This is a genomic window from Pseudomonas sp. ASL8 (assembly GCF_056680355.1).
This window is the reverse complement of the sequence record NZ_CM155278.1, coordinates 3,642,034-3,662,008: the sequence shown is the minus strand read 5'-3', so window position 1 is coordinate 3,662,008 and position 19,975 is coordinate 3,642,034. Positions and strand designations below refer to the sequence as shown.

The following is a 19,975-nucleotide window of genomic DNA, read 5'->3' as shown; positions in this document are numbered from 1 at the left end:
TGTTCTCCTGACTTAAAGCGGGTAGGCGGGCGGGACACCTTTGACGGTGAGCCACTGCCATTGGGTAAACTCTTCCCAGTTCGCGGCACCGCCGATACTGGTGCCGTTGCCGGAGGCGCCGACACCACCGAAAGGGTTGATGACTTCGTCGTTAACGGTTTGATCGTTGATATGAAGCAGGCCGACGCGTAGCTGTTCGCCCAGGGCGAGGGCGCGGCTGACGTTCTGTGAGAGCACCGCTGCCGACAAGCCGTAGTCAGTGTCGTTGCACAGATCGATCGCCTCGGCGTCGTCATCGAAGGGGACGACCACCGCTACGGGGCCAAAAATCTCTTCGTGGAACGCCGGATTGTCACGGGTCACACCGCTGAGCACCGTGGGCTGAAAAAATAGCCCTTCGTAGGTGCCACCCGTTTCGAGCGTCGCGCCTGCGTCGACGGCGGTGCTTACAGCCTGCGCTGCATGATCACGCTGCCGCGCATTGATCAAGGGCCCAAGGTGTACCTCGCTGGCGGCCGGATCGCCGACGCTCAGGCTCTTAGCCTTTGCAACCAGCTTATCGAGGAACCGCTGATAGATGCCACGCTGGACAAGCACGCGCCCGGTCGACATGCAGATCTGTCCCTGGTGCAGATATACGCCCCACGTAGCGTTGGCCAATGCGAGGTCAAGGTCGGCGTCGTCAAGAATGATCAATGAGTTCTTGCCGCCCAACTCCAGGGAAACTTTCTTCAGGTGCCTGCCCGCAGCCTCGCCAACGGCGCGGCCGGCGCCAGTGGAACCGGTGAACTGAATCATCGCAACGTGCGGATCGCTGGTCAGTGCGGCGCCGGCATCGGCGCCACCGGGCAGTACATGCAACAGCCCGCTGGGCAGCCCGGCGAGCTCGAACAATCGAGCGATAACTAGTCCGCCGCACACTGCAGTGCGAGGGTCGGGTTTGAGCACTACCGCATTGCCGGTCGCCAAGGCAGGCGCGACAGCACGCATAGCCAAATACAGCGGAAAATTGAACGGGGAGATGACACCGATGACACCCAGTGGGCGACGGCGGGCCAAGCTCAGACGGCCGGCACTGGAGGGCAATACCTCACCTTGGCTACGTGACGGAAGCCCAGCACTTTCGTGCAATGCTTTGATGGTAAGGCTGACTTCGAAAGCCGCCTTTGGTCGGGTCGAGCCGCTCTCGCGGACAACCCAATTGACGATTTCATCGAAATGTTCTTCGGCGAGTTGCGCGGTTTTGCGAAACAGCGCAGACCTTTCGTCGTAGGGGAGTTGGTACCAGCGACGCTGGGCTTGGGACGCTTGCAGTGTGCTGCTGGCGATCTGTGTCGCGTCGGCGTTTGCAAACTCGCCCAACCTATTGCCTGTCGCAGGTTCGACAACAGCGCCGGGCGCGGCATGACCCGGCTGCCAAGTGCCGGTGAACAGGCGCTGGTGCCATAACGACGCGGGAAGAAACTCAGCAGGTGAGACGGAACTACTCATTGCGGGACCCCTATTTTTTTGTTTTACGTAAGCGCATCGCTCGCTGGCGTTGCGGTGATGATGGAGTCTTAGCAGGGGGCATGCCAACTAGTGGCAGGCATGGGAAGCGCCCGGTCTAGAGCAGCTTTGCTTTTAGCAGGAAAAGTAAAGCCGTTCAGAAAGTGAACGCATCGGCACTCGCGGAGTTCAGCTTCTGTACAGGGCGTTGGTTGAAGATCGTCCGACAGTTTTCAGCGTTTTCGGGACGACCTTATGTTGAGTCTTATGCAGATTGGCGAGAGTCACGTAGTGGCAATGATCATCTTGCTGGGTTAGAAGCTGCTGGGTTGGAGCGGATGCCAGATGATGGTAAAGCCGACTTAAGGAGGCACTGCATAAATAGCCAATCGCCCCACCCTTGGCACACTAAACACCTTCCATCAGCCACCCTCTTCGTGAGCCTTGTTACACGTCATGCAGAAGACCTTCTCCGAACTCGAATACACCCGCAAGAAAAAGCAAACTCGTCGCGATCGCGTCCTTGCTGACATTGAACAGTTGGTGCCTTGGGCACAACTGGAGGCTCAAGTTGCGCCGTTCTACGGCGACACCACTGGCAGGCGCGGGCGCCACTGGCCAATCACTGGGACGGGCTCGTGCCTGCGTTTGTGAAGTTGCACTCGGATTTCCTTGAGCGTTGCCCTCATACGCTTGCTGATGGTCACGCGCCCAACGTCGAACTTCCCGTTCTTGGCTTGACTACAGAAATGCGTGAACCCGAGGAAGTCGAATGTTTCTGGTTTTCCTTCCCCTCGCTTCTTACGATCCTCGACCGCGAACCAGCCAAACCGCAGCAAACGTGTTTTCTCTGGGTGTAGAGTCAGGTTGAATTGGGCGAGTCGAACCTCCAAGGCATGGCGAAAACTCCATGCATCTTCATGTTTTTCAAACCCAAGCACGCTGTCGTCTGCGTACCGCACGGCGATCATCTCGCCCTGTGCGGTACGCCCACGCCATTGCCTGACCCACAAATCCATCGCGTAGTGCAGGTAGATATTGGCCAGCAGCGGTGAAATGGGCGCACCTTGTGGTGTGCCCTGCTTCGCAGGAGTTCGCTTTCCGTTTTCGAGAACACCTGTACGGAGCCATCGAGCTATCAACGCTAACACTCGTCTATCCGCAATTCGGTGTTGCAGGAAGCACATCATCCACTCGTGATCGATGGTGTCAAAGAACGCACGAATATCCACGTCCAATATCCACAGTATCCGAGTTTTCTGTATTCCCACCGATAGAGCGTCCAATGCATCGTGTTGCCCTCGACCAGGGCGAAACCCATACGAAAGTCGAGAAAATTTTGCTCATAAATCGCATTGAGCACTTGCACGAGCGCTGCTTGGACGATCTTGTCTTCCAAGGCGGTAACGCCCAGCGGTCGCTCGCTACCGTCTGCCTTTGGGATGTACACCCGCCGAACAGGTTTGGCTCGATAGCGACCACTGTGCACTTTGTCGTATAGGGCTTTCAGCTTTGTGAGAAGGCCTTGCTCGTACTCTCGCCACGATAGGCCATCCACACCACTGGCCGCATCTCGCTTGAGGTTGTAGAAACTCTCGCGCAATAGCTCGACCGTTACGTGGTGCAGCAAACTCGTGAACTTGACCCGGCGATCCCGCCGGGCTGCTTGACGTACAGCGAGCAACCCTGACAACGCACTTGTCCGGCTCTGAGTCCGGGATGCGGAAGGCTGTTCACTGTTCCCCTTGGCTAGCTCCCTTCCCTCCATCACCTCCGCCGGGGCTGACCCATTGTTCGGCAACTTCTCAGGTACTACGGGGCTATCCGACTTCTCATACGCGTAGACGGCAGACGCTCGGCTTGTGGCCTTTCCTGCCCCGTCTGGCTTGTCACGACCAGACACGGATGAGATCTCCCAGCTTCCGTGCAGTTGACTTCCCAGCATGCTCAGGGTCTACGACCGCGCAGGGCGTGAAACATGACTTGCGATTATCGTCATGCACACTGTGGCCTTCCGCTTCACTTAACAGCGTCGGCGCCCCGAACTCATGATTTCGCGGCTCAATGGCTGGCCTGCTGGTTTCCCCTGCCAACACTTCACCGTACACCTCACGATGCACAGCGCATGACTCGGGGTCGAGGTGTTTCGCCATAACTTCTCTCGTAGGGACTTTCACCCTTTATCAACTGCCAGCTTGGCTGGCGTACTAAGCGCTCCATAAACCCCACATTCAAAGTCACCGCCTGATCCCCGATGCTGTGCTCCCGAATTCTCTCAGGAGCCAACACGTCATGATGCGACCCGACGCCAAAGTCGAAAAAGTCTACCTCTACCCCAAGCCTGTGGACTTCCGAAAATCCATTGATGGCCTGGCCGCCTTAGTCGAACTTGATATTAAAGTCGCCGTGTTCGACCCCGTGCTTTTTGTCTTTCTGAATCGCCACCGTAACCGAGTGAAAATACTTTATTGGGAGCGCAACGGCTTCTGCCTTTGGCTAAAGCGCCTGGAGTCCGAGCGCTTCAAAACATCGCCGGATTGTTCGGATGAAGCCATCGTGCTGACGGTTCAAGAACTCAACTGGTTATTGGACGGTTTTGATTTGTGGCGCAACCGTCCGCATCAAGTTTTGACGCCTCTATTCGTCGCCTGATTCGGTATAATCAAGGGCATGATTTCCATGCCCAAAGACCTTTCTGATGACCCTGTTTTGCTCAAGCGACTGCTTGAGCAAATGCTGAGTGAGCGCGAGTCAGGTAAGGGAAAAATCGTTCATCTCGAAGAAGAAAACGCGCTGTTGCGTCAGCGCCTTTTCGGGCGCAAGTCAGAGCAGACAGCCGACCCCGCGACCCCGCAAATGGCCTTGTTCAACGAAGCTGAAAGCGTGGCCGAGCTTGTCGACGAAACGGTGGAAGAAGAGGTCGTAGCTCCGACCAAACATCGCGGTAAACGCAGCCTCTGCCCGCCGATCTTCCGCGCATCGAAGTCATCCACGAACTGCCCGAGCACGAACTGACCTGCGCCTGCGGTTGTCATAAACACACCATTGGCGAGGACATCAGCGGTAAGCCTCCAGCCCAGCCACCTTTACGCGGTGGCTGTTCTCAACGGCAGCAGCTCATCCAGCCGACTATTCGGCCAGATCGGCAACTTCTCCAACGTATCTTTCAACCACGCACTCGGCTCGATACCGTTCAATTTGGCTGTGGCCAGCAAACTCTGGATCGCCGCCGCCCGCCAACCCGCGCGCTCTGACCCGGTAAACAACCAATTCTTCTTACCGACCGCGATCGGCCGAATAACGTTCTCGACGGGATTATTATCAATGGGCAAGTCACCGCTCAGCGCGTAGCGCGACAGCGCCGGCCAGCGCTTGAGACTGTAATCTATGGCTTTGGCTAGGCTGCCGCCGTTGGCCACGCCTTGGCGAGTCGACTGCAACCAGTCGTGCAGCGATTGCAATTTGGGGGCTGTTTCTTGAGCGCGCAGTTGTTGCCGCTGTTCGGCGTCGAGTTCCCTGCCGCGCCCTTCAATCTTGTAAAGCTCGGCGATCCTTCGTAAGGCCTCAGCGGCCACTGGACTCTGATTGGCCACATGCAGATCAAAGAACTTGCGCCGTGCGTGGGCCATGCAGCCGACTTCGGTAACCCCCAAGCCAAACAACGCCTTGTAACCGGCATAGTCGTCGACCACCAGATGACCTTTCCAGCCATCCAGAAACGCGCGCGCATGCGCACCGCTGCGTCCGGTTTGATAGTCGAACACGGCGAGGCCCGGCCCTTCATCCAGGTCGTTGCTGCGGTAGGCCCACAGATAGGCCCGTTTGGTTTTCCCCTTGCCCGGATCAAGCTGCTGCACCGGTGTTTCGTCGGCATGCAGAATCAAACGCTGGCGCAACAGTTCGGCCAGTCGATCCGCCAGCGGTTGCAGGGCAAAACCATAGCGGCCAACCCACTCCGATAAGGTCGAACGCGCCAGAATGACGCCGTCACGACTGGCAATCTGTTCAAGCCGATACAGCGGCAAATGATCGAGATACTTGCTGATCAAGATCCAGGCAATCAAACCGGGGGCTGCCATACCACCGTCGATGACAGCCGGTGCAACGTCGGCGGAGACAACCCTTTCGCAAGGACGGCAGGCGTACTTGCTGCGAATATGGCGGTGGACGAAGAACTTCGCGGGTTCGACATCGAGCTGCTCGGTGATGTCCTCACCGATTTTCACCAAGACACCGCCACACTGGCCGCACATGCAGACTTCGGGTTCGTGACGATGTTCGATGCGCGGCAGATGTTCCGGCAGCGCCTGACGCCCTGCACGCGGACGCTGAGCCCGCAGTTCAGGTACTTGCACCTCGACTTCGGCCTCGATGGCGGCGCAGTCGGCGTCCATGGTTTCGTGAAACAGATCGCGCTGCTCGGGCGACAGGGCTTCGTTCTTGACGCCGAAACGGATGCGCTTGTATTGAGCGAGTTCGAAGGTCAGCGCCTGGATTTTCAGAGCGTCAAGCTCAACTCTGGCGCGCAACCTCTTCGCTTCTGCCTGGAGCGGCAAAAGCTCGGCGACGAGCTGTTCCCGCAGTGCGGGATCGAGGTTCAGGGCGGTGAGCTTGTCAGAAAAAGGCATGGGCGGATTTTACTGGAAACACCCCCGTCATGCTTGAGATCGAGCGGTTCTAACGCGTTTTTTTACACCTGCCACTGGTGGATCGGACGCGCTTCCAGGCGCTGCCAGTCCACTCCTGTGATCAGCCATTGCCACTGGGCCTGGGTCAGCGTGAAGGTTTTGTCACCCTTGCTCGGCCAAACGAAAGACCCTTGATGCAAGCGCCGCTGGCTCAGCCAGACGCCCGTGCCATCCCATTGTAAAAGCTTGAGCCGAGTGCCTCGGCGGTTACGAAACGCATAGGCCGTGCCGTCACATGGCGAGCGCCCCAGCGTTTGTTGAAGGCGTGATGAAAGGCCATCTATACCCAGACGCATGTCCATGGGATCGAGCACCAGCCAGACTTGATCAGGCAAGACCATCACACCATCTCTCGCAGCAATCGCGCCAGCCAAGTGGGTTCGACCGAAGGCGACAAAACCAACTGCCAACCGTTGGCATGGCGCAGCAGTACTTCAGTCGTGCCAATGGGTTTACTGACTTTGACGGGAACTAAGGTCAGGGTATCGCTGGCTCGCTCGTGGATTCTTACTCGATAGCCAAACGCTTTGGTTTTAAGGCTATGTAGCTGGCAGTAAGCGACTTGAGTGAGGCCGCTGACCTGCCACTGTTCGATGTGTTTTGCCCAGAAAACACGGCATGACTGAAGTGATTTCATCAGAGTGCCCCTTGAAAACCACAACATCTCAGAACGCAGGATCAGATTACAGGTGGCTGGGCTGGAGGCTTACCATCAGCGAGCAGCTTGAGATCGTGCCGATGCAAATCCGTGTGATCAAACATGTCCGCAAGATCTACGGTTGCCGAGATTGCGAAACCGCACCGGTTACCGCGGACAAGCCCGCCCAACTGATTGAAAAAAGCATGGCCAGCCCAAGTGTCCTGGCGATGCTGCTGACGACCAAATACGTCGACGGCTTACCGCTGCACCGCTTCGAAAAAGTGCTGGGCCGCCACGGTATCGATATCCCACGCCAAACCTTGGCGCGCTGGGTTATCCAGTGCGGCCAACACTTGCAGCCGTTGCTCAATTTGATGCGCGACCGGCTACTGGAAGGCCGCGTCAGGTCAGTTCGTGCTCAGGCAATTCGTGGATGACTTTGATACGCGGCAGATCAGCAGATAGAGGCTTGCGTTTGCCAAGGCGTGGCGCTGGAGCAACGACTTCTTCATCGGCATCCTCGACGGCGGGCATCGGTTCACTTTCGGGCTCGTTGAACAGCGTCAATTGCGGTGTGTTGGGCTCGACCGTTTGTTCGGACTTACGGCCAAATATACGGTCACGCAGCAACTTGATCTGCTCTTTCAAATCAACGATATGGGTCTGATAAGCCTCTTTGACTTCCTGATCACGTGCACGCGCTTCATACGTCTCAAGCAGCATCTGCTTGAGACGCACGGGGTCATCAGGAAGGTTGTCAGGCATGGAAATCATGCCGTGGATTATACCCGTCAGGCGACAAATCGTGGAGTCAAAACCTGATGGGGGCGATTACGCCACAGATCAAAACCGTCGAGTAACCAGTTCAATTCCTGGACGCTTAACACGATGGCCTCGTCGGTGGCATCGGGCGATATTTTGAAACGTTCCGACTCCAGACGCTTGAGCCAAAGGCAAAAGCCGTTGCGCTCCCAATAAAGTATTTTCACTCGGTTACGGTGGCGATTCAGAAAGACAAAAAGCACGGGGTCGAACACGGCGACTTTAATATCAAGTTCGACTAAGGCGGCCAGGCCATCAATGGATTTTCGGAAGTCCACAGGCTTGGGGTAGAGGTAGACTTTTTCGACTTTGGCGTCGGGTCGCATCATGACGTGTTGGCTCCTGAGAGAATTCGGGAGCACAGCATCGGAGATCAGATAACGGCTTTGAATGTGGGGTTCATGGATCCCTTACCACCGATCAATGCTGCGCAGGAGATGATTTGGTGGGATGTGGTCTTCAATCTTGAACGAGTAAAACAGCCGTTCCTGTCCACTCGATAATTGTCCCATCATGCTGCGAATCCTCACGCCGGCCGATGTCCATATTTTGCCGCAGGCCGAGTTGAAGGTCTACTTTTTCAACAGAATCGGCCAGAAGCGATCACTGAGTATCATCCATCACGCCATAACAAATCGCGAGCATAATGAAGCGTCTCCAATGATGCAGCATGAGTCGGATCATGAGCGAAACCCAAAGCTGTTTACCAACGAAAGCGCCCGACTGATTGTTGCAAGTCACTACCTAAACGAGCTAGCTCTACTGAAGAACTCATCGTTTGCCCTGACTTAATTGCGGACAGGTCAGCCATGCTGTGAATCTCGATGATGTTTTGGTTGATCTGAACCACTGTAGCGCCCTGCTCTTCTGCACCGGCAGCGATCTGATGGTTCATAGCCTGAATATCAGCTACTGCTTGAGTGATTTCGAGCAACGAGGTACGTGCTTGCTGGGCTAGGTTTACAACATCTCTGGTTCGTAAATTGCCGCGCTGCATAAGCTCCCACGCCGTGTGGCTTCCCTCCTGAAGCGAAATCACGAGACTTTCTATCTCCTTTGTCGATTGCTGAGTACGCATCGCGAGCGCTCGAACCTCGTCCGCGACCACTGCAAATCCCCGCCCCTGCTCTCCTGCTCGAGCAGCCTCGATTGCAGCATTTAATGCCAAGAGATTAGTTTGCTCCGCCACAGCTTTTATTACATCAATCACTTGATTGATGCATGCACTATTGTGCTGAAGTCTTTCCATCGCCCCACCTAACTTAGCCATATCCTCAGAAAGGCATTCTATATAATCGACTGCACCATTTACTACTCGCTCTCCGTCGCGCGCCTTTTCATCCGCCATACTTGCCAATGCGGCTGCTTCCTCTGTGCTTTGCGCAATCGCTTGAACGGTTATCACCAGTTCATTTACAGCAGCAGAGACCTGTGCTATTGCAAACTTCTGCTGCTCATTATCAATTTGAGCCTGCGCGCAAATCGACGAAATTCCCTCGGAGGCAGCAACCAATTGCGAAGCTCCCTGATTGATGTCTCCTACGAGATGACGTAAACCATTCGCCATTTTACGAGTAGCGCTTTGCAACTGCCCTATCTCGTCGTTACGGCAGCTTTCCTCCACATCGACCAAGTCACCAGAGGCAATACGCTCAGCCAACCGAACAGTGGCTTTTAGAGGAGGAACCAATTGACGCGATATGAACCAGACACCACACACGGCGATTAATATAGCAATCACTGAAGCGCCAGCCAAGAGCGCGTATATCAAAGCCACCTTATCATCACGATCCCTGACCAGATCCGACATCAGCTTGTCTACCGACTTCTCCAAGCTCGCATATTGACCAGCCAATTGTTCAGTTTCTTCACTCCAAGTAACTAGCACTCCCTGCGCCAATCCGGAATTATTAGGCACTGAAGCGCGGACCAGTCCAGAAAACGTCCGATCATGGGCAACTAGCTCGCCAGCCAATCCATTTAAGTCATTTGCCGCCGGAGACACAAACAAAGGCAACGCTATTTCAATGCTACTGTTTATCCGCTCCACTGCAGAGTTCCTATCCTGAAAAGTTTGTTCGTCATGAAGAAGCAGGTATTGTCTTTCCACTGCCTTTAGATTTCGAACTTCTACCTTAAGATCACCAATAAGCCCACTTTTTTCTAGCAGACCAGAGAGTGCGTAAACACTGTAAAATCCAGAAAATGTGACAATCATCCCAACACTAATAACCAGGGAAAAACTGAGCATCAACTTGAATTGAACACCAAGCCCTCCCAGCATACGATCACTATCTTCCACAATCATCCCCTTATTTTTATTATAAAATTATAGTTTTGCGTTTCGAATGCACAGCCCTTAAGAAGACTCTGAATAAGTCAGCCCTTTTCAACCAATTGCCGGTCAATTCTCCTTCGACCCTCCACATCAGAACTGTGATCCTAGCAACAAGGATAGCGATTAGATCTAGGCCGACCGAGTCAATAACCAACCTCATGACCATACGAGGGATTCCGCCTTTAATTTATTATTTAATGTTTACCCAAAGAGTGAAAGCGGTCGTCAGGGATAGGAGGAAACCTGGCCATTTGCCGAGCCTTGGTCTAGGATCATGTAGTAATCCTGCAGGGCATCACATGCCCGGAAGGCGATGCGTATTTCACACCCCACACTTGGACTGCTCCCGGCTCCACCAAATCTACATCTAAAGACGTCCGCAGACGTCTTTTTTTGCGCCTTAAATCCAGACAGAATAAGCGCGAAAAATGAGACTATTCCAGCCCTTTCCTGAGGCCCCGCGCAGAAAACTCAACCTAAAATATAAAGCTAAGTTGCCAAGCGGGGTGGTATTGGCGGAGCCAAAGTCGCATCCGCCTTTGCGAACCACTCGAACTTACAAGACATCCAGTTTAGGCACTACGCTAGCCTCATCAAAAAACTCGACCACAAGCCGATTGAATCGGTCGGCCTGCTCAATTTGTGTCCAGTGCCCACAACGCCCGAAAACATGCAACTGTGCACGTTCAATGATTTCGACTAAACGCAGACTGCTGGATAGCGGAACCACCTGATCCTCGCGTCCATGAATAATCAGTGTCTCGTTGGAAAGCCCTTTTATATCTGCATCCGAACTAGCCAGAGCGGCTACCCAGCGCTGACGCGGTGCTGGAAACATCCGGGAAAAAGATTCTTGGAAGCCTGGCTGAATACTCGCTTCATATCGTAGCCTGGCCAATTCATCGCTGACCAAGCTACGGTCATAGGCGAAAATGTCGAGGAGATCACGCATGTTTTTGATTGACGGCGTGTAACCCCAAACCGCATCCAAACCATCCGTGAGTTCGAATTGCGTTCCAGCTGCCCCCATCAGTACCATGCGGTCTATCCGCCCCGGATGCCGTATCGCAATTGCAATCGCCAGTGCCCCGCCAAACGAGTTACCTACGATGTGGGCTTTTTCAATTTCCAAGGCATCCATGACGCCAATGATGTGCTTGACCCAATTATCCATGGAGTAAGTATAGTTTTCAGGCCTATGTGTGAAGCCGAAACCAACTATATCTGCGGCAATAACTCTAAAGTTCTTGCTCAGGGCAGGCATCGTCAGTCTCCAGTTGGCATAAGCACTTACGCCGGGGCCGGAGCCATGAACGAGGAGTACCGGCGCCCCTTCACCAAGATCGTGATAATTTGTTTGAATACCAGCAGCTACAATACTCTTACCTATTTCAGGATTAGCCATTTTTCTATCCTCGGTCACTAAAAATTATTTATGCGTTGAACTAAATAAATAGAAAAGCACCAACGTATCATGGCAAGGACACTATCCAACTCATGAAATGCCATGGATGCTGTCTTCGCCCTAAAGAAAGGGCGGGATATTCAGAATTCGTAAACATAAGCCGTACTTATACTATCCTGAGCATGCGCCACCCTTATTGGCTCGGATGTATTGGGCTGGCTGGAGTTATCCATCTCCTTTTTAAAAGAATGGATCCAGGCAAAGTCCATCTTGCTTGCCCGCGTGAATTGATAAGAAAACCCTGCAGAGCCGAACGTGGTAGGAATAGAAGGAATTACCGCTAACATAGTATCGGAGCGCAACGCCTGAGTCGCTAAGCGCCCCCCTCCTCGCAGCGTCCACTTGCCAGTCTGATAGGCAGCGCCAAACGATAGAGCGGTCTGATCCCTATAATTCTGCGGCAATAAAATATTTATATTCGAGCCATTATCTGCAACAAAATCAACATCAATATCTTTCATTGCGTGCTTCCAGAATATCCGGGAAACGTCGGCAGCAATCAGCCATTGGTCACTAAGCTGATGGCTTATACCCAGATTCAATTGCGCGGGAGTTTGAAAGTCACGTATCTTAATCTTGCCTGACAGCGCAACCTGGCCGACTACAGCGTCTACTGCCGTAAGAGTTGCATTACCTTCCATGTCAGCTAACTTGCTCTCCATGGAATACGCGGCACCAAAAATCGTAGCTCGCGTGATTTTATATATCATACCTATGCGTCCGCCAACACCCCACGCATCCGCACCACTCGCCACTGGCTGGTTCTTGGTAAAACTCAAATGAGCGCCGCGCAAGTCAGGTAGTTCCCCAAGCACAGGAACAAGGCTGCCACTCACCCGCCCAGCCCCGATCAGCGAACCAAGCTGGTCCGCGCCCATCAACATATCCAGGTTCAAGCCCTGCCACACGGCATCAACACTCGCCCCCACAGTCAGCCTATCATTGACTTCGTAGCTCGCCGCAAAGGGAATGTTCAAGGTCAGTAGGCGACTCGAATTCTCGAGACCTGTATCAAGTCCCCCGGTAGCGCGAGAAAGAAAACTCTTGGCTCCATATTCCGTTCCCACCCCACCTTGGGCGAAGACACCTAGGCCAAATGCCCAGGGGCCACCGCGATACGTAAAAGCCAGTTGGGGAGCCGCATAAGGGCCGCGGTTTTTGGAGTGATCATTGGAGGAGGCAGTTTCTCCTGTTGCTTGATTCTTAACTGATAAATCAGGAACGATAACATCTAGGCCTAGATGAATTTCAGAACCTGGCGCCATCAAAGAAAGCGTTGCAGGATTCGTCATCATACCAGCCGCGCCCACATCAAACGCCGTCGCAGCCCCCCCCATCGCACTCGACACTGGGCCATACCCAACGAACCGAAATACATCGCTGCTAGCCAGTGTCGCTTGAGAGGCAGTTGCCGATATCGCAATGGTTATAGCCCGAATAAGTCCTTGATTCATTTTTCTATCTCTTATATTTATAAGAAAAATTATAATTTATGTCCGGATGAAGATTTTCCAGCCTTCCCCTTTCTTGTTTATCGCAAACAAATGCGTTCCCTCGCACTTGCTGCAAATGCATATCGCCGAAGTAGTGTTACCACCCGAAATTTACATGAAAAAATCAGAAGCATAGAAGACAGTACACTTCAAATTAGAAGATGTAGTGACACAACTAATAAATTTTACAATCTATTTTATATATTCGATAACTCGCTCAAGCTTTTGTATACAGACGATAAATTAATGAACTAATAACTCACTCCACTAGAGTGACGCTAGACTGCGGGCCCGCGCCATGGTCAGCGCCGTATCTTCGATCATATCCTCCTGGCCACCGACCATGCCGCGCCGCCCCATCTCAACCAGAATGTCACGTGCCGACACCCCGTATTGTTTCTCAGCACGTTTGGCAAACAGTAGGAACGAACCATATACACCGGCGTAACCCAGCGTAAGCGAGTCGCGATCGATCCGGATCGGGAAGTCCATCATCGGTACCACAAGGTCTTCTGCTACGTCTTGGATTTTGAACACATCAACCCCGGTCTCAATCCCCGATCGGGCGCAGACCGCGATGAAAACCTCCATCGGCGTATTGCCTGCACCGGCACCGAGTCCGGCCGCTGCGGCGTCGATCCTGTTAGCCCCGTATTCTACCGCCACCAACGAGTTAGCCACACCCATCGCCAGATTGTGATGGCCGTGAAAACCGAGTTCAGTTTCAGGATTAAGTTTCTCGCGCAGTAGCCCTATGCGTGCTTTAACATCTTCCGGCAGCATGTAGCCAGCCGAATCGGTGCAATAGATGCAGTTGGCACCATAGCTTTCCATACGCCGCGCTTGTTCCAGTAGTTGCTCGGGCGATGCCATGTGCGCCATCATCAGAAAGCCGACCGTGTCCATTCCTATCTTGCGAGCATATTGAATATGCTGCTGCGAGACATCGGCCTCGCTGCAATGGGTAGCCACACGAATAGTACTTACACCCAATTCATATGCCATCTTCAGATCATCTACGGTGCCAATACCGGGCAGTAGCAACGCAGACACTTTTGCTTTCTTCATCAGTGGGATCACCGACGACAGATACTCCTCGTCGGTATGCGCGGGCAAGCCATAGTTGATTGACGAGCCGCCCAAACCGTCGCCATGAGTGACCTCAATCAGCGGCACGCCAGCAGCGTCCAGGCCCTGTGCGATGCTGGTCATTTGCTCCAGCGTCATTTGGTGCCGCTTCGGGTGCATGCCGTCACGCAGTGTCATGTCATGAACGGTAATTTTTTTGCCTTTGAGTGCCATGTTTATTCCTCACGGAGCAGTTATTTTTGCTTCTTTTTCGTCGAGTCAAGTGTAAGTTTTCCGCTGAGAACTTCTTCGGCGAACATCTCCGCAGTGCGGACAGCGGCGGCAGTCATGATGTCAAGGTTGCCAGCATATTTGGGTAGGTAATCGCCCAGACCTTCAACTTCCAGGAACAGCGAGATGCGCTTGCCGTCAAATACCGGACCGTTGACCAGCTTGTAACCGGGCACGTATTTCTGGACTTCCTTAATCATTGCGTGCACCGACGCAGTGATTTTTTCTCGATCAGGTTCGGTTTCGGTCAGGCAATGAACGGTATCGCGCATCATCATCGGCGGCTCGGCCGGGTTAATGATGATGATAGCCTTGCCCTTTTTAGCTCCGCCGACGATTTCAACTGCACGGGATGTGGTGCGGGTAAACTCATCAATATTGGAGCGGGTTCCGGGGCCTATCGATTTGGATGCCGTGGTAGCTACGATCTCGCCGTAAGCTACCGGCTGTACACGCGATACCGCAGCGACCATCGGGATAGTGGCCTGGCCGCCGCAGGTCACCATATTGACATTCAATTCACGCTGACCGACATGTTTGAGCAGATTCACCGGCGGCACACAAAAGGGGCCGATAGCAGCCGGGGTCAAATCGATCATCATCACGCCCAGCTCATTAAGCTTGCGTGAATTTTCTGCATGTACATAAGCCGAGGTGGCATCGAAGGCAATTTGTATCCCATCTGCTGCGACATGCGGCAAAAGACCATCAACCCCATCGGAGGTAGTTTTCAATCCCATGGCGGCAGCGCGCTGCAAGCCTTCGGAAGTAGGGTCGATACCGACCATCCAAACAGGCTCCAGCACCGTGCTGCGCTGCAACTTATAAAGCAAGTCGGTTCCAATGTTCCCCGGGCCGATGAGTGCGCATTTAACTTTCATCATCTGACATCCTCTCTTTTTTAATGAAAACGAACTGAACAGCAACCGATGCCACCTATCGCGACATGCAAGTTGTCGCCGGCCTTGACGGGCACCATCGCACCGAGTGCCCCGGACAGAATCACTTCGCCGGCTTTCAGCGAGATGCCCAGCTTGCCCAGTGTGTTTGCGAGCCAAACTACCGCGTTGACAGGTGAGTTCATAGTTGCGGCGCCTGCTCCGGTAGCCACCGTTTCGCCGTTTTTTTCCAAAACCATACCGCAAGTCCGCAGGTCGAGCCCGCGCAGATCGACCATGCGGTCACCGAGCACGAAGATCCCGCAGGATGCGTTGTCGGCGATGGTGTCCTGGATCTTGATTCTCCAATCGGTGATACGTGAGTCGACGATCTCGAAGCAGGCCATAACGCCTTCGGTGGCGGCCAACACGTCGGCAGCACTGACCCCCGGCCCCATCAAGTCTTTCTTAAGCACGAAGGCGATTTCGCCTTCAGCCTTTGGCTGGATAAGCATAGCAATGTCAACATCTGCGCCGTCGTCGTGGATCATGCCATCGAGCATGTAACCAAAGTCGGGTTGGCGCACGCCTAGCATGTTCATCACTGCGGCACTGGTGACGCCGATTTTCTTGCCGACGATGCGTTCGCCGGCCTGTAGGCGGCGAGAAATCATACGCAGCTGGATGTGGTATGCATTTTCAATAGTGATATTGGGATAACGGCTAGTCAGCGGCTCTACCATTGTGCGTGTGCACAGGGCAGAGTAGAGCTCGTCGCCGAGAGTTTGGATGAGTTCAGGTAACATATCGGCCGTGGCTTCCATTGATTAATAAATAGTTCTTTATTTCTTTTTGGAGGGCAACATTCTCAAGTCGTCATCCTAAACTTCACCCCCCCCCGAACGCCATAGCTGACTCAGCCTTCTTTCTAGCCTGATCGAACTTGATAAGATCGAAACCCAAATCCAACTCCTGCGGCATAATAAAAAGCAAGCGCAGGACTACAATAGAGTCTCACTTAGGACAAGTTGCATTTTTCAGGATTTCTGAGACTTGCTGCGCAAGGGCTTGTGACCCCACATAGCGGTCCGCTTATGCCGCGTCATCACCCAAGACTGATCATCGACATCTCGCGCCCCCCAGCCAAACTCAAGTTCAAAGCCGGATGGCGTCTGGGCATAGAAGGAAACCATGTGATCGTTAACGTGGCGTCCGATCGTCGCCGTAATGCAGCTAGAAGTGCTATCCCCAAGATTGGAGTCGGTGGTTTTACCACCTATTCCATCAAGACGGTCATATGCATGCCCCATATCATCAAGCGTCAAGGCCTGCAGCAAAAAATGGTGAATGCGCTTTGGTAACGGAGCCTCTGCGATCGCTATTGTGTGATGGCGTCCGTTGCAATGTAAGAAGTATCCTCGCGCAGTCAAATCCGGGCCCATCGCGATATCAATGACGTCAGACATCTGGAAGCCCAGCACTCCTGTATAAAAAGCTAGTGCCTCTTCAATATTCGGTACAGCGTAAAGATAATGCCCTGCACCGTGTGCGCCAGTCAGGAATCCCGTGATACCTGTACCAGAAACGAGAGGCCGCTCGAAATAATCGGTAGCCCCATAGTAGATTTCCAGCGGCATTCCAAATGGATCTTCAAAAGAGATCAGTTCCATCACGTCACGTTTCTCTGCCAACTCAGTGTCGCCGGTCTTCACCTGGACACCAGCCTGCCGTAACCGCGCCGTCATCTGCTGCAACGCCAGCGGATTGGCCACTTCATAACCGGCGAACGCTATATCATCAGCCTCTCCCTTTTGCACGGCAATCCGCCAACTGCGTGAATCCATGCGGTATTGAGCACTATCATCGGAGCCGATGACCTCCATCAAACCCACTTTTTCGGAGAGGAAAGAACGCCATGCTGGCACATCACTTACAGAGAAACCCATGTAACCTAGGCTTTTGATGCACATTGTCATCTCCTTAATTGATGTTCAGTTTTTCGAGAAGATCTTTACCACCTACCGCGGAAAAAATTCCGCGAACGCCCATGCCACCGTCGTAATTCAGCAAGGCCCCGGTGGCCGGTACCGAGTCGCACCGCGTAGCGAAAAACACATAGGCGCCTGTATATTCTTCAGCGTCAGGCATACGGCCAATTGGCAGTACGTCCTGCAGCAACTCAGCCAACGGCAGGCTCGATATCGATTGCTCGCTCATACCCAGCGAGCAAGGTCCTCTCAAATCCGTGCTAATACCACCCACCCCCACGCCATTGACCCTCACATACGGTGCCAGCTCGAATGCCAGTTCGCGCACCAAGCCCACGACCGCATGCTTGGCCGCCGTGTAAAGAGGGCCTCCGCCATTGGGGTAGAAACCTGCATTCGAGATCGTGCAGATCACGCTGCCACGACTCGCGACCAAGGCCGGCAGACAGGCCTTGACGGCATGGATATAACCCTTGACATTGATCTGAAACACTTCATCAAATGCAATATCGATACTATCTTCAGACAGATCGACTAATGGCGTGTTGTAATCCCAGATACCGGCGTTGGGGATCAAAGTGTCGATTTTCCCAAACTTAGCAATGCAACAGTTGGCAGCTCGCTTTTGGTCTTCCAGAGAGCGCACATCGCCGACGATGCATACCACTTCTTCGCCATGATCCGATTCCAACTGTTGCAGGCGTTCCGCGCACTTGTCGAGCACAGCCACCTTGGCACCTTCGGCCACGAACCGATCCACAAGAGCGCGCCCCAGTCCAGCGGCACCACCCGTTATCAATATCACTTCACCTGTCAATCTCATGTCTTGAGCTCTGCTTATAATGGTTAAAGGAAATCGCCGGTCATGTGCATCTCTGCGCTTTAGCTTTCAGCAATTCCCGCAGGTTCAAGCTAGCGTCCTGCAGCTGTTTGGCCGAAACAGGAACCCGGCCAACCAACAAGCGGGTCGCAATGGAAAATTCTTTCACATCATTGATCGCTATTGCTGCTTCAATACGGCCATCAAGGAGCCTGAACAGCACCAACGGTTGACCATTTTGTATGTCACCGCGCAGGACGATTTCTCCGGGACCTCCGAGGTCGCCAATCATCTGCATTCGATGCCCCGCAATCTCAGTCCACGAGGTTGGCACCTGAGGGGCCGGGACAGGCGTGCCTAGCATGGCCGCGGCAGCTGTTTCAGCCTGCATTTGGCTGTTCAGATAGGTCTCCAGCGAGCGCTGTCCGCCGGCCCTCAAAGGCCAGACTGCTACGTCACCGACGGCAAACACCTCCGGGCACGAACTTGCACCCGTCGCATCAACCAGCACGCCGCGTTCACATGCTATGCCGGCCGCCCGGGCTAGCTCGTCGGCTGGCTCTGCACCGATGCTGATGAGCACTGCGTCAGCGGCCACCCGACGCCCATCAGCGCAGACGACGGCACACACGTGTCCCTTGCCCTCGAAGTGCGATGCCTGTGCGTTCAGCTCAACCCGGACGCCCATGAGCTCAAGCTCGGTTCGGCCCCAGGCCCCAATTTTGTGGCCCAGCACACGCAGCAGCAGTTCGTCGCCAGCCTCCAGAATTGTTACCTTGGTACCGGCCTTGCTGGCGGTGGTCGCCACCTCGCAACCGATCAGGCCACCGCCAACAATGACCAGCGACTTACCCGGCTCAAGCACATGCCGCAGCGCTAAACTGTCGGCGCTGTCACGCAAGGTGTGGATGCCGGCCAATTCGCATCCCATGATCGCCATGCGCCGCGCGCGCGCGCCGGTAGCCAGCAGCAATCGGTCGTAGGCCAAAGTATCACCGGATTCGAAAAGTACCTGGCGGCTGACCACATCAATACCGGTCACGCGCACCCCAAGATGGAGATCGATATCGGCCGATGCATACCAAAAGGGGTCCATGATCAAACGGGGCTCGACCAGCTTGCCAGCCAAAACGTCCTTGGATAGGGAGGGGCGATCGTAAGCCACATGAGCCTCCTCCCCGACCATATGGATCTTGCCCTGATATCCTTGGGCGCGAAGGGAGCGCGCAGCAGTTGCGCCAGCCAAGCCCGCGCCAATAATTACTATGGTTTTAATCATGGCGCTAGATACCCAGCATCCAAATCGACATACACATCGTTACCATCGATTCGAATCGGAAATATTTTCAGTGGCTCACAAGGCGGTGCTGCTTTGACCTTGCCCGTGCGAACACAAAACTTGCCCATGTGCAGCGAGCATTCGACAACGTCACCGTCTAGATAGCCGCCTTCGGACAGCGACCAATCGCCATGGGTACAATGGTCTTGTGTTGCGAACAAATCTCCATCGACGTTGAAAATTGCGACGGCTTCGCCGTCACCTCCAACCTTAAAAGCGTCACCCATGGGAACATCCGACAAGTCACAAACTCTGGAAAACGCCATACTACTTACTCACTCTTATAATTAATTTTAATTCCTGATTAAGCGAAATACCAAACCAGCACATCAGACAACTGATGCATTCCAAGATCGCATCAGTATTTCAATGTGGATGCATAGTAGGCGCGCAAGCCCTAGGCAATATAGCCAAAACGCATCATCAGCGTTAACATCCTGAACCACAACACTTCGTAACTCCGCACAATACTGTAAAAACCCCAAATGCCATCTGCACTTCCCATTGCAATGACCACTTAGATAACAACACCGTAGCGGCTTGGTTCGCGTGCGCCCAACAAGGCAATCACGCGGATGGCACCCAATTGCAGGCCAACAAAACCCTAAGCATCCTACCGCTGGGTGAGAACCGACTCGCGAATGTGCAGTTAGACGC

The 19,975-nt window shown here is 53.8% G+C and carries 19 protein-coding genes and 4 pseudogenes; 4 read left to right on the top strand and 19 right to left on the bottom strand.

Going from position 1 to position 19,975, the window contains the following annotated elements:
• Positions 1 to 12 precede the first annotated feature (12 nt).
• Positions 13 to 1,491, bottom strand: coding sequence for a benzaldehyde dehydrogenase (locus tag AC1MEA_RS16905; protein WP_480416850.1), 1,479 nt, complete (start codon positions 1,489 to 1,491; stop codon positions 13 to 15).
• A 453-nt stretch (positions 1,492 to 1,944) separates the two neighbouring features.
• On the opposite strand from AC1MEA_RS16905, the pseudogene AC1MEA_RS16900 reads away from it, so the two are divergent.
• Positions 1,945 to 2,139: pseudogene (locus AC1MEA_RS16900) on the top strand (IS5/IS1182 family transposase); the annotation flags it as partial.
• Here the strand turns inward: AC1MEA_RS16900 and AC1MEA_RS16895 are convergent.
• A complete protein-coding gene (locus AC1MEA_RS16895) occupies positions 2,070 to 2,774 on the bottom strand; it encodes a reverse transcriptase domain-containing protein (protein WP_480416849.1) in 705 nt (234 codons plus the stop codon). The pseudogene AC1MEA_RS16900 and the gene AC1MEA_RS16895 overlap by 70 nt on opposite strands.
• Positions 2,675 to 3,181, bottom strand: a complete 507-nt coding sequence (locus AC1MEA_RS16890; RefSeq protein ID WP_480918229.1) for a hypothetical protein — start codon at positions 3,179 to 3,181, stop codon at positions 2,675 to 2,677. The genes AC1MEA_RS16895 and AC1MEA_RS16890 overlap by 100 nt, the downstream gene beginning before the upstream one ends.
• 599 nt (positions 3,182 to 3,780) lie before the next feature.
• Between AC1MEA_RS16890 and tnpB (AC1MEA_RS16885) the strand changes: the two genes are divergently transcribed.
• A complete protein-coding gene (tnpB, locus tag AC1MEA_RS16885; protein WP_480416848.1) occupies positions 3,781 to 4,140 on the top strand; it encodes an IS66 family insertion sequence element accessory protein TnpB in 360 nt (119 codons plus the stop codon).
• Positions 4,141 to 4,158: 18 nt separating this feature from the next.
• Positions 4,159 to 4,550: pseudogene (locus tag AC1MEA_RS16880) on the top strand (transposase domain-containing protein); the annotation flags it as partial.
• A gap of 24 nt (positions 4,551 to 4,574) precedes the next feature.
• On the opposite strand, the gene tnpC reads toward AC1MEA_RS16880, so the two are convergent.
• The 3 genes from tnpC to tnpA all read right to left on the bottom strand — a co-directional run bounded on the left by tnpC (position 4,575) and on the right by tnpA (position 6,813).
• Positions 4,575 to 6,116, bottom strand: a complete 1,542-nt coding sequence (gene tnpC / locus AC1MEA_RS16875) for an IS66 family transposase (protein WP_480416847.1) — start codon at positions 6,114 to 6,116, stop codon at positions 4,575 to 4,577.
• A 62-nt stretch (positions 6,117 to 6,178) separates the two neighbouring features.
• Entirely contained in the window at positions 6,179 to 6,517 is a 339-nt protein-coding gene (gene tnpB, locus AC1MEA_RS16870) for an IS66 family insertion sequence element accessory protein TnpB (RefSeq protein WP_330201436.1), read from the bottom strand.
• Positions 6,517 to 6,813, bottom strand: a complete 297-nt coding sequence (gene tnpA / locus AC1MEA_RS16865) for an IS66 family insertion sequence element accessory protein TnpA (RefSeq protein WP_480416846.1) — start codon at positions 6,811 to 6,813, stop codon at positions 6,517 to 6,519. Before tnpA ends, tnpB (AC1MEA_RS16870) begins: the two co-directional genes overlap by 1 nt.
• Positions 6,814 to 6,890: 77 nt before the next feature.
• Here tnpA and AC1MEA_RS16860 point away from each other — a divergent pair.
• Positions 6,891 to 7,220: pseudogene (locus AC1MEA_RS16860) on the top strand (IS66 family transposase); the annotation flags it as partial.
• A gap of 1 nt (position 7,221) precedes the next feature.
• Here the strand turns inward: AC1MEA_RS16860 and AC1MEA_RS16855 are convergent.
• From AC1MEA_RS16855 to AC1MEA_RS16795, 13 genes and pseudogenes are all read right to left on the bottom strand, one after another.
• Positions 7,222 to 7,590, bottom strand: a pseudogene (locus tag AC1MEA_RS16855) (transposase domain-containing protein); the annotation flags it as partial.
• 17 nt (positions 7,591 to 7,607) lie between these two features.
• Entirely contained in the window at positions 7,608 to 7,967 is a 360-nt protein-coding gene (tnpB, locus tag AC1MEA_RS16850; RefSeq protein WP_480416845.1) for an IS66 family insertion sequence element accessory protein TnpB, read from the bottom strand.
• Positions 7,968 to 8,341: 374 nt separating this feature from the next.
• Positions 8,342 to 8,986 (bottom strand): methyl-accepting chemotaxis protein, encoded by a 645-nt coding sequence (locus AC1MEA_RS16845; protein ID WP_480918161.1) that lies wholly within the window; start codon positions 8,984 to 8,986, stop codon positions 8,342 to 8,344.
• A 1,546-nt stretch (positions 8,987 to 10,532) separates the two neighbouring features.
• Entirely contained in the window at positions 10,533 to 11,381 is an 849-nt protein-coding gene (locus AC1MEA_RS16840; RefSeq protein WP_480416844.1) for an alpha/beta fold hydrolase, read from the bottom strand.
• 140 nt (positions 11,382 to 11,521) lie between these two features.
• A complete protein-coding gene (locus tag AC1MEA_RS16835) occupies positions 11,522 to 12,895 on the bottom strand; it encodes an OmpP1/FadL family transporter (RefSeq protein WP_480416843.1) in 1,374 nt (457 codons plus the stop codon).
• A 306-nt stretch (positions 12,896 to 13,201) separates the two neighbouring features.
• Entirely contained in the window at positions 13,202 to 14,236 is a 1,035-nt protein-coding gene (dmpG, locus tag AC1MEA_RS16830; RefSeq protein WP_480416842.1) for a 4-hydroxy-2-oxovalerate aldolase, read from the bottom strand.
• Positions 14,237 to 14,256: 20 nt separating this feature from the next.
• The gene (locus AC1MEA_RS16825; RefSeq protein WP_250690808.1) at positions 14,257 to 15,177 is read right to left on the bottom strand and encodes an acetaldehyde dehydrogenase (acetylating); all 921 of its coding nucleotides are present in this window, start codon (positions 15,175 to 15,177) and stop codon (positions 14,257 to 14,259) included.
• 17 nt (positions 15,178 to 15,194) lie between these two features.
• Entirely contained in the window at positions 15,195 to 15,995 is an 801-nt protein-coding gene (dmpE, locus tag AC1MEA_RS16820) for a 2-oxopent-4-enoate hydratase (protein ID WP_480416841.1), read from the bottom strand.
• A 213-nt stretch (positions 15,996 to 16,208) separates the two neighbouring features.
• Positions 16,209 to 17,141 (bottom strand): VOC family protein, encoded by a 933-nt coding sequence (locus AC1MEA_RS16815; RefSeq protein WP_250690809.1) that lies wholly within the window; start codon positions 17,139 to 17,141, stop codon positions 16,209 to 16,211.
• A gap of 10 nt (positions 17,142 to 17,151) precedes the next feature.
• On the bottom strand, positions 17,152 to 17,982 hold the full coding sequence (gene bphB, locus AC1MEA_RS16810; RefSeq protein ID WP_480416840.1) for a cis-2,3-dihydrobiphenyl-2,3-diol dehydrogenase: 831 nt from the start codon (positions 17,980 to 17,982) through the stop codon (positions 17,152 to 17,154).
• 40 nt (positions 17,983 to 18,022) lie between these two features.
• Complete coding sequence (locus AC1MEA_RS16805) at positions 18,023 to 19,258, bottom strand: NAD(P)/FAD-dependent oxidoreductase (RefSeq protein WP_480416838.1); 1,236 nt, start codon at positions 19,256 to 19,258, stop codon at positions 18,023 to 18,025.
• Entirely contained in the window at positions 19,255 to 19,545 is a 291-nt protein-coding gene (locus tag AC1MEA_RS16800) for a non-heme iron oxygenase ferredoxin subunit (protein WP_480416837.1), read from the bottom strand. The genes AC1MEA_RS16805 and AC1MEA_RS16800 overlap by 4 nt, the downstream gene beginning before the upstream one ends.
• 290 nt (positions 19,546 to 19,835) lie before the next feature.
• Positions 19,836 to 19,889, bottom strand: coding sequence for a hypothetical protein (locus AC1MEA_RS16795; protein WP_480918160.1), 54 nt, complete (start codon positions 19,887 to 19,889; stop codon positions 19,836 to 19,838).
• Positions 19,890 to 19,975: the final 86 nt, after the last annotated feature.

Coding starts and splice junctions, on each gene's coding strand:
- AC1MEA_RS16905 (WP_480416850.1), bottom strand. CDS start 1,491: ATGAGTAGTTCCGTCTCACCTGCTGAGTTTCTTCCCGCGTCGTTATGG.
- tnpB (WP_480416848.1), top strand. CDS start 3,781: ATGATGCGACCCGACGCCAAAGTCGAAAAAGTCTACCTCTACCCCAAG.
- tnpC (WP_480416847.1), bottom strand. CDS start 6,116: ATGCCTTTTTCTGACAAGCTCACCGCCCTGAACCTCGATCCCGCACTG.
- tnpB (WP_330201436.1), bottom strand. CDS start 6,517: ATGGTCTTGCCTGATCAAGTCTGGCTGGTGCTCGATCCCATGGACATG.
- tnpA (WP_480416846.1), bottom strand. CDS start 6,813: ATGAAATCACTTCAGTCATGCCGTGTTTTCTGGGCAAAACACATCGAA.
- tnpB (WP_480416845.1), bottom strand. CDS start 7,967: ATGATGCGACCCGACGCCAAAGTCGAAAAAGTCTACCTCTACCCCAAG.
- AC1MEA_RS16845 (WP_480918161.1), bottom strand. CDS start 8,986: ATGGCGGATGAAAAGGCGCGCGACGGAGAGCGAGTAGTAAATGGTGCA.
- AC1MEA_RS16840 (WP_480416844.1), bottom strand. CDS start 11,381: ATGGCTAATCCTGAAATAGGTAAGAGTATTGTAGCTGCTGGTATTCAA.
- AC1MEA_RS16835 (WP_480416843.1), bottom strand. CDS start 12,895: ATGAATCAAGGACTTATTCGGGCTATAACCATTGCGATATCGGCAACT.
- dmpG (WP_480416842.1), bottom strand. CDS start 14,236: ATGGCACTCAAAGGCAAAAAAATTACCGTTCATGACATGACACTGCGT.
- AC1MEA_RS16825 (WP_250690808.1), bottom strand. CDS start 15,177: ATGATGAAAGTTAAATGCGCACTCATCGGCCCGGGGAACATTGGAACC.
- dmpE (WP_480416841.1), bottom strand. CDS start 15,995: ATGGAAGCCACGGCCGATATGTTACCTGAACTCATCCAAACTCTCGGC.
- AC1MEA_RS16815 (WP_250690809.1), bottom strand. CDS start 17,141: ATGTGCATCAAAAGCCTAGGTTACATGGGTTTCTCTGTAAGTGATGTG.
- bphB (WP_480416840.1), bottom strand. CDS start 17,982: ATGAGATTGACAGGTGAAGTGATATTGATAACGGGTGGTGCCGCTGGA.
- AC1MEA_RS16805 (WP_480416838.1), bottom strand. CDS start 19,258: ATGATTAAAACCATAGTAATTATTGGCGCGGGCTTGGCTGGCGCAACT.
- AC1MEA_RS16800 (WP_480416837.1), bottom strand. CDS start 19,545: ATGGGTGACGCTTTTAAGGTTGGAGGTGACGGCGAAGCCGTCGCAATT.